The sequence below is a fragment of the Rhizobium sp. P2_G9 genome (assembly GCF_056403475.1).
In genome coordinates, this window is the sequence record NZ_JBFUFK010000034.1 from 96,370 (window position 1) to 112,830 (window position 16,461).

The 16,461-nt window shown below is 62.5% G+C and carries 15 protein-coding genes; 5 read left to right on the forward strand and 10 right to left on the reverse strand.

Annotated features, from left to right (window positions below):
- The first annotated feature begins 356 nt into the window (after positions 1–356).
- Complete coding sequence (locus AC1DYF_RS25630; protein ID WP_477879752.1) at positions 357–1,445, forward strand: hypothetical protein; 1,089 nt, start codon at positions 357–359, stop codon at positions 1,443–1,445.
- Between the two features lie 33 nt (positions 1,446–1,478).
- On the opposite strand, the gene AC1DYF_RS25635 is transcribed toward AC1DYF_RS25630, so the two are convergent.
- Positions 1,479–2,348: an SDR family oxidoreductase gene (locus tag AC1DYF_RS25635; RefSeq protein ID WP_477879754.1), complete on the reverse strand. Its 870-nt coding sequence runs from the start codon at positions 2,346–2,348 to the stop codon at positions 1,479–1,481.
- A 103-nt stretch (positions 2,349–2,451) separates the two neighbouring features.
- On the opposite strand from AC1DYF_RS25635, the gene AC1DYF_RS25640 reads away from it, so the two are divergent.
- The gene (locus AC1DYF_RS25640) at positions 2,452–3,342 is read left to right on the forward strand and encodes a LysR family transcriptional regulator (protein WP_477879756.1); all 891 of its coding nucleotides are present in this window, start codon (positions 2,452–2,454) and stop codon (positions 3,340–3,342) included.
- A gap of 822 nt (positions 3,343–4,164) precedes the next feature.
- Here AC1DYF_RS25640 and AC1DYF_RS25645 read toward each other — a convergent pair.
- Positions 4,165–6,057 (reverse strand): bifunctional sugar phosphate isomerase/epimerase/4-hydroxyphenylpyruvate dioxygenase family protein, encoded by a 1,893-nt coding sequence (locus AC1DYF_RS25645; RefSeq protein WP_477879805.1) that lies wholly within the window; start codon positions 6,055–6,057, stop codon positions 4,165–4,167.
- A 159-nt stretch (positions 6,058–6,216) separates the two neighbouring features.
- Here AC1DYF_RS25645 and AC1DYF_RS25650 point away from each other — a divergent pair, with 159 nt between their 5' ends.
- The gene (locus tag AC1DYF_RS25650; RefSeq protein ID WP_477879757.1) at positions 6,217–6,885 is read left to right on the forward strand and encodes a TetR/AcrR family transcriptional regulator; all 669 of its coding nucleotides are present in this window, start codon (positions 6,217–6,219) and stop codon (positions 6,883–6,885) included.
- Positions 6,886–7,120: 235 nt separating this feature from the next.
- On the opposite strand, the gene AC1DYF_RS25655 is transcribed toward AC1DYF_RS25650, so the two are convergent.
- The 8 genes from AC1DYF_RS25655 to AC1DYF_RS25690 all read right to left on the reverse strand — a co-directional run bounded on the left by AC1DYF_RS25655 (position 7,121) and on the right by AC1DYF_RS25690 (position 15,342).
- Positions 7,121–7,987, reverse strand: coding sequence for a shikimate dehydrogenase (locus AC1DYF_RS25655; RefSeq protein ID WP_477879758.1), 867 nt, complete (start codon positions 7,985–7,987; stop codon positions 7,121–7,123).
- A gap of 73 nt (positions 7,988–8,060) precedes the next feature.
- Positions 8,061–8,825 (reverse strand): amino acid ABC transporter ATP-binding protein, encoded by a 765-nt coding sequence (locus tag AC1DYF_RS25660; protein ID WP_477879760.1) that lies wholly within the window; start codon positions 8,823–8,825, stop codon positions 8,061–8,063.
- A gap of 24 nt (positions 8,826–8,849) precedes the next feature.
- Positions 8,850–9,629: a transporter substrate-binding domain-containing protein gene (locus tag AC1DYF_RS25665; protein WP_477879806.1), complete on the reverse strand. Its 780-nt coding sequence runs from the start codon at positions 9,627–9,629 to the stop codon at positions 8,850–8,852.
- 98 nt (positions 9,630–9,727) lie between these two features.
- The gene (locus tag AC1DYF_RS25670; protein WP_477879762.1) at positions 9,728–10,378 is read right to left on the reverse strand and encodes an amino acid ABC transporter permease; all 651 of its coding nucleotides are present in this window, start codon (positions 10,376–10,378) and stop codon (positions 9,728–9,730) included.
- Between the two features lie 10 nt (positions 10,379–10,388).
- Complete coding sequence (locus AC1DYF_RS25675) at positions 10,389–11,057, reverse strand: amino acid ABC transporter permease (protein WP_477879764.1); 669 nt, start codon at positions 11,055–11,057, stop codon at positions 10,389–10,391.
- A gap of 413 nt (positions 11,058–11,470) precedes the next feature.
- A complete protein-coding gene (locus tag AC1DYF_RS25680) occupies positions 11,471–13,882 on the reverse strand; it encodes an ABC transporter permease (RefSeq protein WP_477879765.1) in 2,412 nt (803 codons plus the stop codon).
- The gene (locus tag AC1DYF_RS25685; protein ID WP_477879767.1) at positions 13,879–14,625 is read right to left on the reverse strand and encodes an ABC transporter ATP-binding protein; all 747 of its coding nucleotides are present in this window, start codon (positions 14,623–14,625) and stop codon (positions 13,879–13,881) included. The genes AC1DYF_RS25680 and AC1DYF_RS25685 overlap by 4 nt, the downstream gene beginning before the upstream one ends.
- Before the next feature lie 120 nt (positions 14,626–14,745).
- Positions 14,746–15,342, reverse strand: a complete 597-nt coding sequence (locus AC1DYF_RS25690; protein ID WP_477879769.1) for a TetR/AcrR family transcriptional regulator — start codon at positions 15,340–15,342, stop codon at positions 14,746–14,748.
- A gap of 236 nt (positions 15,343–15,578) precedes the next feature.
- Between AC1DYF_RS25690 and AC1DYF_RS25695 the strand changes: the two genes are divergently transcribed.
- Both AC1DYF_RS25695 and AC1DYF_RS25700 read left to right on the forward strand, forming a co-directional pair.
- Positions 15,579–15,767 carry a type II toxin-antitoxin system HicA family toxin gene (locus AC1DYF_RS25695; protein ID WP_477879770.1) on the forward strand — a complete coding sequence of 63 codons (189 nt, stop codon included), beginning with the start codon at positions 15,579–15,581 and terminating at the stop codon, positions 15,765–15,767.
- 74 nt (positions 15,768–15,841) lie between these two features.
- Positions 15,842–16,285, forward strand: coding sequence for a type II toxin-antitoxin system HicB family antitoxin (locus tag AC1DYF_RS25700; RefSeq protein ID WP_477879772.1), 444 nt, complete (start codon positions 15,842–15,844; stop codon positions 16,283–16,285).
- Positions 16,286–16,461 lie beyond the last annotated feature (176 nt).

Sequence of the window (16,461 nt, forward strand, 5' to 3'; positions counted from 1 at the left end):
TGCGGCAACGAGCGTCGAGAATAACAATCCGGGTGGCGGAAGGGAACGGCCTTTGACGGTTGCCGGGTCGGCTCGTGGTGCGAAGCAGGAGTGATTTCCGCATTTGGCCCAGACTTTGTCGTCTGGGGGTGGGATTGCAAAATGCCCTTCCTGACGGACATTTCCGTAGGGGAGAGCAGTTTTTCACAAACAGCCTTCTCGGCCAATGCGAGACGCTTTGCCCAAACCGTTTCCAACCGTCACGTCACCGTTGATGCATGGAACGCCCAGACACCGGCTCGAATAAAACTCCGCATCTCCCCGTCATCACACGGATTTTCCAAGCGAATTCCTTTCCGAGGGCTGGGGTTGCCAAGATGACGCACACCAAGGTTCGGCTGCACGGCCTCTCGGCCGCCATCGCGTTGATATTTTCCCTCTGCGCGCCGCATTTTCTCCGGGCGGACGAAGCCGCGTGGCCGAAGCTTGATGGTGGGTCCAAGGACAGGATCTGCACGGATGCCCTGGCGATCGCCCGCGCCACCTATGCCTCCGACAGCACTTATCTCTACGCGCCGCCCGCGGTCCCCAAGGACATCGGCAGCATGCTCGTGCTTCAGCCGAAGGCCGTGGATATTTCTGAGGGGGATGCCCTGATTGCCGATCCCGGCGCCTTCCGGAAAAATCCGCAGACCGACACGGATGGCGACGCGTCGCCCAGCCTCTATTGGCAGGTCAAGCCTGATCACGGCATGCGCTTCGTCACCTATGAGGAGCCCTTTGGCTGGCGCGGCGAGCAGTACGCCCTGTTTGCACTGACGAGCGATGTCGCGGCGGACAAGTTCCTGGCCGGTTACAAGCGGGAGCCGAAGACCGATGTCTTCAAGCCCCTGGCCGGGGAAGGCTGGCGACCGCCGCTGGTGTTGCAGGAAAAGGCAACGGGCGATCTCTGGTCGATCGATGTCGGCGCGCCCTATATTTTCCTGAGCGATTGGAACATCTACTCCATCGGCTCGGACGGGGCAGCCCGACGCTGCAGCATTCATTTTCACCCACAAGCCAAGAGCGAGCTCGATCTCCTTCCATCACCGGTGCGAAAATTGGCGACACTGCTCGACGGAACCTTGGGAAAGGGCGAAAACGAAGGGACGCTCGCGCCAACCGCCGGGCTTCGGATCGACGTCATGCATATATGGGGCAATGTCGCCATGCGGCCATGGGCGGCGGTGAAATCCGAGCCCCACAACAGCCGTCAAGAGGTTGACGCCGGACTGAAGGCCTGGTCGCACCAGGCCAAGAGTTTTGGCAAGCTCTATCGGGAAATCATGGCGCAATATCCCAGGGCTGAGCACGCCCTGGCCAAATTCTACCGCGTCGAATATCGCAAGAGCGCCGGCGAGGCCGATGCCATGGCCAGACAGGCCCTCGACATGGCCTTCCGAACCTATTTCACATTTTCAGGGTAGAGGCTGGGCATCATCGCGGCAATCAGCCGTGCCTCAGGCCGAGGCGGCGAGCGCCGATGCGAAGTCGCGATAGCGATGCAGCGGACGGCCGAGGATCCTGGTCAGGCGCTCGACATCGCCCGCTTCGGGGATCATGCCTTCGCGGACATAACGCTCGGCCATCAGCCGCATCTCATAGGCCATCCATTTCGGCATGAAACGCGCAAGGTTCTGCTCGAAGGCGGAGGCATCGTCGCCGCCATAGACGATCGGGCGGCCCAAAGTCTCCGACCAGATCGCGGCCAGGTCCGTGCCTGTCAGCGTGTCCGGGCCGACCAGATTGATGGTTTCGATCGGCAGTTTGCCCGGCGCCTGGTCGCGGCGCATCAGCTCTATGGCGGCGACTTCGGCAATGTCGCGCGCATCGACCATGGCGATGCCCTTGCCGCCGATCGGCATCGGATAGACGCCGTGGTTGAAGATGACATCCTTGATCATCAGGTCATTGTCGATGAAATAGGCGGGACGCAGGATAGTGGCGCTGAAGCCCATCTGCTCGAGCATCCGCTCGGCACCCGCCTTCACCGCAAAGTGCGGCACGTTGACGAACCGCTCGCTGTGCAGGACCGACAGGTAGACGACCCGCTCGACACCGGCCTCGCGGGCGATGTTGAGCGTGATCAATGCCTGGGTGAATTCGTCTCCCGCCACCGCATTCAGGAGAAACAGCGTGCTGACGCCGGCAAATGCGGCACGCAGGGCGTCGATATCGAGCAGGTCGCCCTGCGCGACCTGGACGCCGGCCGGAAAGTCGGCCTTTGCGGGATCGCGCACGAGGACACGAATGTCGGCGCCACGATTGAGGAGCTGCTGGACGACATGGCGGCCGACGCGGCCGGTTGCGCCTGTAACGAGAATGGTCATGTGATTTTTCCGTGGTTGCGCGTTGAAGACATGATCAATATGAGTGGATCACAAGCGAACCGATAGACGCTTAATTTGGACTGGCTGTCTCACAGGTGGAACAATGGATCTGCTCGCCCTCGCCGATTTCGTCATCGTCGCCCGCAATGGCGGGTTTGGACGCGCCGCCCGCGCCGCGGGGCGCCCGAAGGCCACGCTGTCGCGCCGGGTGGCGGAGCTTGAGGCGAGCCTTGGCCTGCGGCTCTTCGAGCGCGGCGCGCGGATGCTGAAGCTGACGGAGGAAGGGCGGGCGCTGCATGAGCGGGCAGGCGCGCTGCTGACCGAACTCGACGAGACGGCGGCGGCCATCGCCTCGGGCGGCGACAGGCCGCGCGGGCGGCTGCGGATCAGCGCGCCCTTGCTGTTTTCCCAGACGGCGATGGGCAAACTGGCGGCCGGTTTCGCGCTGAGATATCCGCAGGTCCGCCTCGAGATCACCACGGAGGATCGCGTCGTGGACATGGTCGAGGAAGGCTATGACCTGGTGATCCGCGTCAATCCCGACCCGGATGAGAGCCTTGTCGGACGGATTTTCCTGCGCGACGCATTGGTCATCGCGGCGTGCCCCGGCATTGCCCGCCCGGCGGACGGAGCGGCGGTGCCGGTCGTCGTCCGCGGCACACCGGACCAGGCCAGGGCCTGGACCATGACGACGCCGGCCGGGCCGTCCAGCATGGCCATCGATCCCATTCTCGGCCTCTCATCCTTCAACATGGTCCGCGATGCCGTGCTGATGGGCGTCGGCGCGGCGCGCCTGCCGCTGTCCCTGGTCAGCCGTGATCTCGCAGCCGGCACGCTGGTCCGCTGGGGGGACGTCGATGGGCCTGAAACCCGGCTCTGGGCGCTCTATCCGTCGCGACGGCTGCTGAGCGCCCGCGTATCCGCCTTCCTCGATTATCTGAAGGAGGCGTTTCCCCTGGGGACGGCCGAGGAACTGGCGGCTTATCTGGCTTAGAACGTGTCGCAAGAGACGAGGCTTTCCTGCCGCCAGCATATTCCGACATCCCGCACGACAATTATGCAACCCACTACCACTGTTGCAGTCCTGCAACGCAACAGTGGCAACGTCTGCAATTCGCACTTGCAGTCTTGCTGTTTGTCAGATCGTATGTTAATCAGCAGCATCCGCAATTCAAACAGAGGAGGCGGCAGATGACATCCATTTCAAATGCATACGCACCTCTTTGCGGAACGGCTATTGTGGCTTGGCCATGCCCGGTGTCCCAACATAGCCAAATCTACACCCGAGCCTCGTAATCTCGGCTGTTCCGCCAATAGGCATTTCCTAACTTAGCGTGATGTGACCGGCTGTCGGAGCGATTTCTCGCGTCTCCGCATCGGCGCGTCCTTCCCAGCAAGAGGACCTGGCTGCGTCGCTGCGCCAGGACAAAAGTCATGCACAAAAGACAATCCTTGGTTGTCGATCGACTGAGTGCGTCGATTGAGGAACTACACCAGGCCTTTGGTGCCTGGAATATCGCCATGGCGCTCTTCCGGGCCATCCGGAAACAGAGCCAGACAACGAACCGGATCTCCCATCTTTCCGATCGCATGCTCCGTGATCTCGGGCTTCCGGAAAGAAAAGAAGACCCTGTCGAACGCTTCGTCCGTCCTTGGAAGACCTGGCTTTGACCGCGGTTTCGGCCTCGGCGCCTTCGGGCGCCGGGGCGTTCCCCGATCCTCTATCATGTCGCCAACCCCTGATACGGCTGGCAGGCGCGTTGCAACAGCGGAGCAGCGCGTCCGCCAGCCCATCAGACGAGCAGAAAGGCGTCGCTCACAGCCTCGGCAGACCGGCTGGCTGAGACAGTCGCCGTTGTGCGGCGATGCGGAAGGGCGCATTGATGGCGCCGTAGCCCTGATAGCCGCCGCGCCGCTCCACGATCTCGAAGAAAAAGCCTTCGCCATAGGTCCGGCTGTAGATCTGGAAATATTCGCCGCTGCCATCCCGGTCATAGAGGATGCTGTGGGCGCGCAGCCGGTCGGCAAAGTCCGGATCCAGTCCGAAGCGCGCTTCAAGGTCGTCATAATAATTCCGCGAGATCGGCAGCACATCCAGGCCGAGCGCCTCGAGCGCGCGCACCGTCGCGAAAATGTCGCGCGCGGCGAAGGCGAGATGCTGGATGCTTGAGCCAAAACCTTCGGCAAGGAAATTGCCGGCAAAGGTCTTGCGATTTTCCGCCCCGTTCAATGTCAGGCGGAAGCCGCCATCGCTGCCTTCGACGGCCTGGCTGCGAACGAGGCCGCCGGGATCGACGACATCGACCATCGGCGTGCGCCGGGTGTCGAAGATCGACGTATAAAACAACAGCCATGTCGGCATTTCATCGTAGCGGGTCGTCTGGGCGATATGGTCGATATGGGTGAGACCTGCCCCCGCCATCGAAGCCGCACCCTCGGCTGCATCGAATTCGCTGTCCCAGATATTTGCCAGCGCGGCGGACTTGTCGAGGAAATAGATGACGCTGTTGCCGACGCCCTGGATCGCCGGCACTGCCGCCTCGCCCGGCAGGCGCGGCTCGGCAAAGATATCGGCGCCCAGCGCCGATGCGCGCTCCACGGTGCCCCTGGCATCGGCAACGCTGAGCCCATAGGCATAGGCATTGGCGCCATGGACCGAATAGGAGGAATTGGCAAAGCCGCGTTCATCGATATTGATGAGCAGGCGAATGTCGCCTTGCTGGTAGAGGTCCACCTTGCGGTTCTTGTGGCGGCCGGTTCGGGCAAAGCCGAGCGTCGCAAGCAGCGCTTCGAGATCCTGCTTTTCGCTTTCGCCGGCGGTGAATTCGACGAATTCGATCCCCCGTGCGGCCACGCGTTGCGGCATGGCCGGAACGGGGATACGGATATCGGCTTGCCTGCGCCGAACCTGATCCATCAGATAGAGCAGCGATCGATACCCATCGCCGGCGATCGATCGGGGAGAGCCGCCGCGGAACTGGTCATTGAAGATTTCCAGCGACAGAACACCGTCATAACCGGTTGCAGCGACGGCTTGCATGAAATCCACCACCGGCAGATCGCCCTCGCCGGGCATGTTGCGGAAGTGACGGCTCCAGTACAGCAGGTCCATGTCGATCAGCGGCGCGTCGGCGAGCTGGACGATGAAGATCTTGTCGCTCGGGATCGAGCCTATGCTGTTGACGTCGATCCGGCGCGCCAGCGTATGAAATGAATCGAGAATGATGCCGATATTGGGATGATCCGCCCGGCGCACGATCTCCCAGGCATCGCGATGATCGCTGATATGCCGGCCCCAGGCCAGCGCCTCATAGCCGACACGCAAGCCGCGCTTGCCCGCCCGTTCGCCCAGTTCGTGGAAATCGGCCGCCGCGCGGTCGATGCCGCCGAGCGCGACCGGCGAGACATTGGAGCAGACCAGCATCAGCTCGGCGCCGAGTTCGGCCATCAGGTCGAATTTGCGCTCGGCGCGATCGAAGACGCGCGACCGATGAGGCTCAGGCATGCCCTCGAAATCCCGGAAAGGCTGAAACAAGGTAATGTCCAGGCCATGGTCGCGGACCATCCGCCCCACCTCTTTCGGCGAGGCATCATGCGCCAGGAAATCATTCTCGAAAATCTCGACGCCTGAGAAACCCGCCTTTGCAATGGCCGCCAGCTTGTCGGGAAGCTCGCCGCTGATCGACACGGTCGCGATGGAAGTCTTCATAGACACTCCCCTCTCCTCACGCACAGGCAGCCGGCTTGCCTTCCTCATGGTTCTTCTGTACCAACTGGTTAAGAATGTCAATGACTTTGTACTAACAAGTTAAAACATATCCCGCGCCTCAAACGAAGCGGGATCGCAGCGATCGTCCGGGGGAAGGCAATGGAAAGCGCAGTGAGCAAGCAGCAGGGCAAACGGGACCCCCAGGGCGTGCGCGAGGACATCCTGCGCGTCGCCATGGAGGAATTTTCCGAGAACGGCCTGTCCGGCGCCAGAATCGATGAAATCGCCGCCAGGACCAGGACGTCCAAGCGGATGATCTACTATTATTTCGGCGACAAGGAAGGCCTCTACACCCGCGCGCTGGAAGAGGCCTACCGGCATGTCCGCGGCAATGAGGGCGATCTCGGATTGGATGGGCTCGATCCGGTCGAAGCGCTCGAGCGGCTGGCGCATTTCACCTTTCACCATCATCGGCAGAACCCGGCCTTCATCCGCATGGTGATGATCGAGAACATCCATCACGGGCAATATCTGAAACGCTCGGAGATCATCCACGACCTCAACCGGCCGGCGATCGAGAAATTGCAGTCACTTCTCGCCCGCGGGCAGAAGGACGGCGTCTTCCGCAGCGATATCGACGCGCTCGAACTGCATTGGCAGATCAGCGCGCTGTCGTTCTTCAACGTCTCCAACCGGGCGACCTTTTCCCAGATTTTCGGCCGGTCTCTATGGGCCGATGAGACGCAGGAGGAACTGGCGCGCCACGTCGCGTCGATGGTTCTGCGCTATGTGGCAAAGCCCGAGGCGCTTGCGGCGCGAGGCGGGTGAAGTTGGTGGGGACGGCAGGGAGAGCGCATTTGAGCGTTCGATGATGGAAACGGGCGTCTGCCGCTTGCTCCCTCTTCTCCCCTCGGGGAGAAGTGCCGAACGTAGTGAGGCGATGAGGGGGCCGCCCCACCCGTGAAGCCCCCTCATCTGCCCTTCGGGCATCTTCTCCCCGAGGGGAGAAGAGGGAGCCAGGCCTCGGCGCTCAGCAATCTCTCCCATGCGATTGCCCTGGGGCTTACAAAGCGCCCGCCTCGAACAATTCGCCAAAATGCCGCTGCATGCGTTCCGCGTCGGGCTCCAGCCCGGTGAACAGGCGAAACGCCCCCACGGCCTGGAACACGGTCATGCCGCCGCCGGGCAGGATGCGGCAGCCCTGTCGGGACGCCGCGGCCAAGAGTTCGGTGACCAGCGGCATGTAGACGATGTCGGCCACCCAATGGCGGCTTTGCAGCAGCGCCTCGTCGAGCGGCATGCCGGGATGGCTGTTCATGCCCGTCGGCGTGGCGTGAATCAGCCCGTCTGCGGCGGCGATGGATCTGGCAAGGTCGTCGGTCGGGAAAGCGTGTTTTCCGTCGAAGCGGCGATTGAGATCCTCGGCCAACTGTACGGCGCGTGCGCCATCGCGATCGAAGATGTCGAGCCTGCCGACGCCGAGTTTGAGCGCGGCATGCGCGACGGCAACACCAGCGCCGCCGGCGCCGAGAAGCAGTGCATGGTCACGCCGCGCGTCCGGTAGGCCCTGGCGGAAACTCTCATAAAAACCGTACCAATCCGTATTGTGCCCCATCCGCCTGCCGTCGCGGAACACCACCGTGTTGACCGCGCCCAGCATGCGGGCATCCTCCGACAGTTCGTCGAGCAGCGGCAACACCGCCTGCTTGAACGGATGGGTGATGTTGGTGCCGGAAAAGCCGCGCTCTTCCAGTTCGCCGAGCAGATCCGGCAGGGCATCCGCAGACAGACCACGCTCGTGAATATCGACCCGCTCATAGCGATAGTCGAGCCCGTGGCAGGCGCCTTCCCGCTCGTGCAATGCCGGCGTTTTGGAAAGTTTGAGATCGGAGCCTATCAGCCCGACAAGCACAGCGCGTTTGTCCGTCATTTCAATATCCAATGGCAAAGACGTTCCGTTCCGGGGAACCGGTTGTCAAAAGGCGGACCGAATTGCGGGCCGGTCAGTGATGCGCGAGAATTTCGCCGAGAAAGGCCCGCGTGCGCTCGTGCCGCGGGCTACGAAAGAATTCGTCGGGCGGCCCTTCTTCGATCACCGCACCGGAGGCCATGAAGATCACGCGGTCGGCGACCTGCCGCGCAAATCCCATTTCATGCGTCACGCAGATCATCGTCATGCCGTCGCGCGCCAAGCCGATCATCGTATCGAGCACTTCTTTCACCATTTCCGGATCGAGCGCCGATGTCGGCTCGTCGAACAGCATGACCTTGGGCTCCATGCACAGCGCCCGGGCGATTGCCGCCCGCTGCTGCTGCCCGCCCGACAGTTGCGCCGGATATTTGTCGGCCTGGTCGCCGATCCGCACCTTGCCGAGATATTTGCCGGCAAGCGCCCGGGCGTCGGTCTTCGACATGCCCCGCACCCGCATCGGGGCCAGCATGCAGTTTTCGATGATGGTCATGTGCGGGAAGAGGTTGAAGCTCTGGAACACCATGCCGACCTCGCGCCTGACCGCGTCGACGGTCTTGCCGGTGCCATCGAGCGCCAGCCCTTCGACGACGATCCTGCCCTTCTGGATTTCCTCCAGCCGGTTGATGCAACGGATCAGGGTGGATTTACCCGAGCCCGACGGCCCGCAAAGCACGATTTTCTCGCCCTTGCGGACCGAAAGGTTGATGTTCTTGAGCGCATGGAAGGCGCCATACCATTTCTCGACGCCTTCCAGCGCGATGAGAGCCTGTTCGGCACCCTGCTCGATAGTCTGCATGGCGACTACCTCCTCGGTCTGCGATCACTTCACGGTGTAGGGAATGTCCGGCATGGCGTCCGGGAATTTGGGCACGTCGCGCTTCATCCACTTGGCGTAGATCTTGGCGTGCTCGCCATCGGCCATGATCTTGTCGAGGAAGGTGTTGACCGCTTCGTTCCAGTCCTTCTCGCCGAGACGCGTGCCGGCGCCGTTGAAGAGCGTCTTGAGGTCGAATTTGCTGTCATAGGTGCCGGCGCTGGCGGCGTTCAGGCGATCGCCATAGAACTGGTTGCCGCCGACCACCTGGACCTGGCCGGCCAGCAGCGCCTGGATCGTTGCCGCATCATCGTCGAAGCGCAGGATGGTCGCGCTATCGCCGACGCCGGCGGTAATCGCCGTATCCATGGCGCTCGACTTCGGCACGCCGATCGTCAGCCCGGCAAGGCCCTTATAGTCGGCGATCTTCATCGTCTTCGGTCCATAGATGGAGAGCACGTTGCCGGCATAGGGCTTGCTGTACTGGATCGACTTCGCCCGCTCCGCCGTCATGCCCATGGTGGCGAACAGCACATCGACCTTGCCGGTCACCAGGGACGGAATACGGTTGGCGACGGCCAGCGGAACGAACTCGACCTCGACGCCCAATTGCTTGGCGAAGGCCTTGCCGATATCGGCATCCAGGCCGTCCTGCACGCCGCTCGAATTGACAAAGCCCCAGGGCGCATTGTCGCCCTGAATGCCGATCACGACCTTGCCGCTTGCCTTGGCGTCGGCCAGCGTTCCGGCATTGGCCGGCAGCGCCGCAAGCAGGGGCAGGAGCATGGCGCTGGCGACTGCCAGAAGGGTACTTCTGCGGCCCAATGCATGTCTCAATTTGTTGATCATCATTTCCTCCTCTTCAACAAAGCTCTTGAAATTGCTCACCGCGCGGCCTTGGCCAGCCGGCGTTCCATGCGCGCACCCCACAGCGAGAGCGGCCAGCAGAGTGCGAAATAGATGGCGCCGACGATGGCGAAGACCATCAACGGCCGGAACGTCTGGTTCGATACGATCTGGCCGGCGCGGGAGAGCTCGACGAAGCCGACGATGGCCGCCAGCGAGGTTCCCTTGACCAGCTGCACCAGAAAACCGATCGTTGCCGGCAGCGATATCTTGAACGCTTGCGGCAGGATCACGTCCTTCATGCGCGAGACGTAATGCAGGCCGAGCGCGTTGGCCGCTTCCGTCTGCCCCTTGGGGATCGACTGAATGCCGCCGCGCCAGATTTCGCCGAGGAAGGCGCTGGCATGCAGCGTAAAGGCGATGGCGACCGCAATCCACGCATCGACGTTCAGACCGACAAGGCCGACGCCGTAATAGACGACGAAAAGCTGCATCAGGAGCGGCGTTCCCTGGAACACCGCGATATAGGCAGCGCCGCCACGCCACACGATGGCGTGCCCCGAAACCCGCATCAGCGCGACCCCAAGGCCGAACACCCCGCCGCCGACGAAGCCGATCGCCGCCAGCGCAATGGTCCATTTCAGCCCCTGAAGCAGGAAGAGAAGCTCGTTTACGCCGATATGTGCCATGGAGCGCGCCTCACCGGACCGGATAGCTGAACAGGAGCTTCGAAATCGCCGAAAACAGCGCCATCATCAGCCCGGAAATGGCGAGATAGATCAGCGTGATGCTGAAATAGACCTCGAAGGAGCGGAATGTGTCGGACTCGATCCTTTGGGCGACCGAGGTGAGCTCGTAAGCCGCAATCGACGTGCAAACCGATGTCGTGAGCGTCAGCATGACGAACTGGCTGGTCAGCGACGGATAGATCGCCCGGAAGGCCGGTTTCAGCACGATATGGCGGAACACCTGCCCCTTGTGCAGGCCGAGCGCCAGGCCGGCCTCGACCTGCCCCTTGCCGATGCTTTCCACCCCGCCGCGGATGATCTCGATCGCATAGGCACCACCATTGACGGCAAGCGCGATGATCGCCGTCGCGGTCGGGTTCAGGCGGATGCCGAATTGCGGCAGGGCAAAGAAGATGAAGAAGATCTGCACCAGGAAGGGCGTGTTGCGGATGACCTCGACGAAGGCAATGGTCGGAACGCGCAGAAGCGGCGATTGCGACGTCCGCGTCAGCACGCCGAAGATACCGATCACGGTCGCCAGCGACATGCCGGCAACGGCAAGGCCGATGGTCGACAACGCCGCCAGCAGCAATTCCGGCAGCCGTTCATAAACGACGCTGAAGTCGAGCACATAGCCCATCGTTTCCTCCCCGCCGCCTCCTCAAGCGGCACATAGTCAAACCCAGAGTGACGAGCCAGGCTCTCACAAGCGCAACTTTGTACCATCTGGTTAATACCTGTCAAGCACTTTGTACCAGATAGTTAAATGTGACGCTCTGCCCGTCCGTGCCATGGGGGGAGGTTTGGCGCGGACCTGCCATAAGGTTTCGGCCGCCTCCGGTCGTCGGCGGCCGAAATTGCAGCGGGTTGCTCCCTTCCAGCGACAGCGCCGAGCGTTCCCCCCGGCGCCTCTTCCGCTCACCCCCCATGCACCGCCCGCGCCAGGCCGAGGAGATCGAATGTGTGCGCGGCAAACATGAGCAGGCCGATGACGACGATGGCGGTGAGGATGACGGGCAGTCGCTTTCTCATGGCTCTGGTTCCTTTGGCGTTTCAGATATGGGCGAGTGTTTCGCGGATGGTCAGGCGGGCGGCGCGGAGCGCCGGCACGAGGCTGGCGGCGGCGGAGCCGATGACGAGGATGGCAAGCCAGGTCATGAGGCCAGCATGCGACAGGATCAGCGGCAGCGGCAGGCCGAAGGACATGCTGCCTATGAGGCGGCCGATGCCGAGCGTCAGCGGCAGCGCAATGAGGATCGCCATCACCAGGCTCAAGAGCCCGATGAACAGGCCTTCCGACACGACATTGCGGATGATCACGCCATGGCTGCCGCCGATCGTGCGCATGATGCCGAATTCGCGCGTCCGCTCGGCAACGCTGATGCCCTGCGCCGAGGCGAGGCCGAGCAGGCCGACGATCGCCATCAGCAGCGACATCGACATCAGCGACACGACCAGGATCTTCACATGCCCGCCGACGGCGCTGTCCATGCGCGCTGCGGAGATCGATTTGGCGATGGGAATGGCGGCGCCCGCCAGCGCCGTCTCGATCGCTTTCGACAGGCGGTTGACCGACGCCGCATCATGGTCGCGGGCGGTGATGCGGATGGCATTGGTCCGGTTTTCCGTAGCCGTCACGTGGGCATAGGCCGCAGCCGAAACATAGGCCGATGGCAGCGTCACGATCTGCCGCACCACAGCACTCATACGATAGGCCGCCGTTCGACCGTCCACGGTCAGCGCCACGCGCGCGCCGATCGCCGGCCGTCCCAGCAGGGTCCAGGCGCCCTGGTTGACGACCAGCGCGTCGTCCGCATCGACCCGCGGCAAGGCGCCCGCGAGGAGAACCAGATGGCCGAGTGCCGCCGGGCTGGGCAGGGCGCGAAAATCGAGGCTGGCATGCCCGCCATCGGGATAGGTGCGCACCACCATCAGCCCGTCCGGCCGGGCGATCGCCGCCGCCGTCACGTTCCAGGCCTCGGCCTTCGCCACATCGGGCAGCGCCGCAACGAGACGCATGACCTCGCCAGTCCCGGCATAGCGGCTGAACTGCAGTTCGAGATCATAGCGCCGGTCCTGCGCGGACGCCGCGACGAAATAGGTCCAGGCCGCCTGGACGTTGGCGCTGGCCATGAACATGCCGCCGGCGGAGGCGAGCAGAACCAGCGTCAGCATCAACCGCCCGCGCTGGCGAAAGGCGTTGCGGATCGACAGAAGCAGCGTCCGGTCGATGCCGCCGATCCTGGCAAGCAGGCCATCGATCCGGTCGCGACCGGCAAAGGACGAGACGCGGAAATCCGATATCGCCTCGCGCACCGTGAGACGCGCCGCCCGGTTGATCGGAATGGCGGCAAAGGCGAGCGGAATGGCCAGGCCGCCGGCGACCAGGGCCACAACGAAGGCGAGCGGAACGGCATGCGACTGGATGTCGAAATTGAGCAGCTTGGCAATCACATCGGCAAAGCCGCGCCCGCCCCAGATGCCGAGCGGCACGCCGAGCGCCAGCGCCACACCGGCAAGGACGGAGACACCAGTGAGGTAAAGAACGGCAATCTGCCGCCGGCGCGCGCCGATGGCCTTCATCACGGCGATCTGCCGCACCTGCTGCGCCAGAAGCTCATCGATGATCGAGGCCACCAGCACGGAGGCGAGAAGGAGCGCCAGCAAGGCAAAGATCAGGAACAGGCTGAGCACGGCGGTCATCTGGCCCTGGTGCGGATGCCGGCCGGTCGGCGGCACCTGGATCGCATGGATCTTGTCGCCCGTGCTGACCAGGACCGCTGCCAGGCTGGTGACGGCGGCATCGACTTTCGCCTGGTCAAAAACGGCGTCCTTGACTGTGATCTTCAGCCGTTCGGGCGCCGGCTGGCCGCCCATGGCGGCAAAGGTCTCCGGCGTCACATAGCCATAGGCCGTCTGCTCCTGCCGGGCGGGCGCCAAAGCCGGGTCATGCACCGACCCGGATATCACCAGGGATGTCGCCTCTCCCGACGGCATCTCGACCGCGACGCTGTCGCCCAGCCGGCGGCCAAGGAATTTCAGCGCTTCGCGCTCCAGAAGCATCGTGCCGGCCGGCGGCGGCCAGGCGCCGGCCTGGGGCGCGACCTTGCTGATCCGCATCGCCTTGAAATCCGGGATGACGAACAGCAAGAGCGGCACCCATTCGTCCCGGCGCAAGGCGATCCGCGCGGTGACGATCGACGTGGCCTCGACATCGGAAATCGCGGCGAGCTTGCGGACGTCAGCGATCACCTTGGCGTCGACCGTGCCGAAATCCACGATCGCCGATGCCGGATTGGTGGCGAGATAGTTGCGCGCGATTTCCCGCGTCAGGATCGTATAGGCGGTGCCGATCAGCGAGACGGCGAAGATGCCGAGCGCAATGGCCGCCACGGCCATCGCCACCCGACCCTGGATGGCGTCGAAATCGCGGATCAGCTTTAGCCAGCGGGTGCGGATGATCATGGCCGCTCTCCCGGCTGTCCGACGATCCTGCCATCGGCAAGTTCGATCACGCGGGTGAAATAGCGGCCGAGATCCCGCTCATGCGTCACCATCACCACCGCCCGGCCTTCGCCGGCAAGCCCGGCAAACAGCCCCATCACCTCGTCGGAGGTTCTGGAATCGAGATTTCCCGTCGGCTCATCCGCCACCAGGATCGGCGGATCGTTGGCAAGCGCCCGGGCAATGGCGGCGCGCTGCTGCTGGCCGCCGGAAAGGTCCGCCGGCAGCTTGTCGATCTCTGAACCGATGCCCAGCTTTTCCAGCAGCATTTGGGCACGGCCCCGGCGCGCGGCCGGCGCAAACGTGTTGCAGAAATCCATCGGCAGCATGATGTTCTCGGCAATGGTCAGCGTCGGCAGCAATTGAAAGAACTGGAAGACCACGCCGACCGTCGTGCCGCGCCAGATGGCGAGCTGTTCCTGCGTCAGGCTGTGGATGTGGCGGCCGCCAGCATCGATGGTGCCGCCGCTCGGCGTGTCGATGCCGGTCATGATATTGACCAGCGTCGATTTCCCGCTGCCGGACTTGCCGACCACGGCGAGGAAATCGCCGGGATGGATATCGAGATCCACGCCTGCAAGCGCGGCAAACGACCCCGCCGCCGTCTGATAAATCTTGCCGGCGCCGCGCAGCGACAGAAGCGGCTTTTCGACAGATGGGCTGAAGTGAGGACGCGACTGCTCAAGTCCGGAATGCCTATGCATCGGAGTCTTCCCTGATCTGGTTGTTGACGGAATTCGGGCATGCCCCGCCCGTCTCCCGAACGCGGGTCACGCTTTCGGGATAGGACAGGCTGAGAGAAAGGATGCGACGTGGCTTAGTGACTACCCATCCGGCCTGCCTTTCCCAGGCGGCAGGCCTGCGCAGAGGGCATCGACAAACACCTCGATGACATGATCGAGATTGGCGCCGCCATGGAACTTCATCAGTTCGTAAAGCGGCACGCTGTGGATCGCGGCAATCAGCAGATGGGCGGCGGCAATCGGATTCTTTACCGTAAGCACGCCTTCCGCATCCTTCTGCCGGAGAAAATCGGCCAGGCGATCGGCCACCGCGCCCACCCGCGCATTGCCGAAATGATTGCCGAGATCGTCCATGGTCACGGCCGAATTCTCCATCAGCCTGAGCCCCATCGGAATGACCGTGCGAAAATGCCTGAGCAGCCGCCGGCCCGTCTCGACCAGCGCGTCGCGCGGATTGTCGATCTCGCTGGCGACAAGGCCCTCGGTATCGATATCGGTCGACATCAACGCCGCCACGAACAGCGCCGTCTTGGTCGGATACCGCTTGAAAATCGCCGCCTCCGAAATCCCCGCCCGCCGCGCCACCTCCTTAGTGGTGCCGGCATTGCCCTGCTCGAGAAACACGCCGCGCGCGGCCTCCAGCAGGGTTGGCTCGTCGATGATCTTTTTACGGCCCATGGGGTGATCCTGTTTCTTCGATAGATAAGTGATTACTCACTTATTTTTGGATGTCAATGGGGGGTGGGTGAACGGGAAGATAGACATCGACGTCATGTTCTTGGCTGGGAACCGCTGCGACAAACGCCACGTGAACAAAACAAGCTGCTTTTCCTATTTTACAACTCAAAACAAATGCTTACAAGAAGTTCACACTTGTGTTGACTTCCACACAAGTGTTGAATATGCCATATATTATGAACGCACAGGAACTGAAGCGATGGCTCGCCAAGCAGGGATGCTCCTTCGAAAATCATCGAGGGGGAAGCGGCCATTTGACGGTTCTTTTGAATGGAAAGAAAACACAGCTCCCGATCCATGGAGGGAACAAGGAGCTGGGAACGGCCTTGGTCAACAAGATCAAAAAAGACCTTGGCTTGAAATAGCACCAAGCAGGTTGTGGAAAAGTGTCCCACGGTTTTCCGACAAGACCCTGCGATAAGACAAAGGACTAAGCAACATGGCATGGTATCCGCTGACTTTGCAGTCGGACGATGGCGTTTGGCTTGTGACCTCCCCCGATTTCCCCGAAGTGACATCATTCGGCGAAACATCTGAAGAGGCCTGTAGAAATGGCCGCAGTGCGATCGAAGAGGCGATTGCCGCACGTATCGCCGCTGGCGAGGATATTCCAGTCCCGCATGACGAGAACAAAAACCTGGGCAAATGGGCCGTTGAAGTTCCGGCAATGGTGCTGCTGAAGTCGGGGGCCTATATGCTGATGCGCGTTCAAGGCATGACCCGCGCCGACCTGCAGCGGCGCCTGGGATGGCCGCATCGCGAACAGATCGACCGCATATTCAGGCTGGACCACCAGACACGCCTGGAATCGATCGAAGACGTGTTCAAAGCGCTTGGAAGTCCGCTACGCCTGCACGTTCCGTTTTCCAAGGACGCGGCTTGATTCAAATAACGATGGGGCAAGGTGGCGAAAAAGCCTGATTGGCCGCTGCCTCTTTAGCCAGATCCTATTTCGCGCATATCGGAGTTTACGGCGGGGGATGGTACGCGATCAAATGGCTGAGTGGCTACGCCACGCGATCCGCTACGGACAAGCGGCAGCCTGGCGGCGCCCTCTCA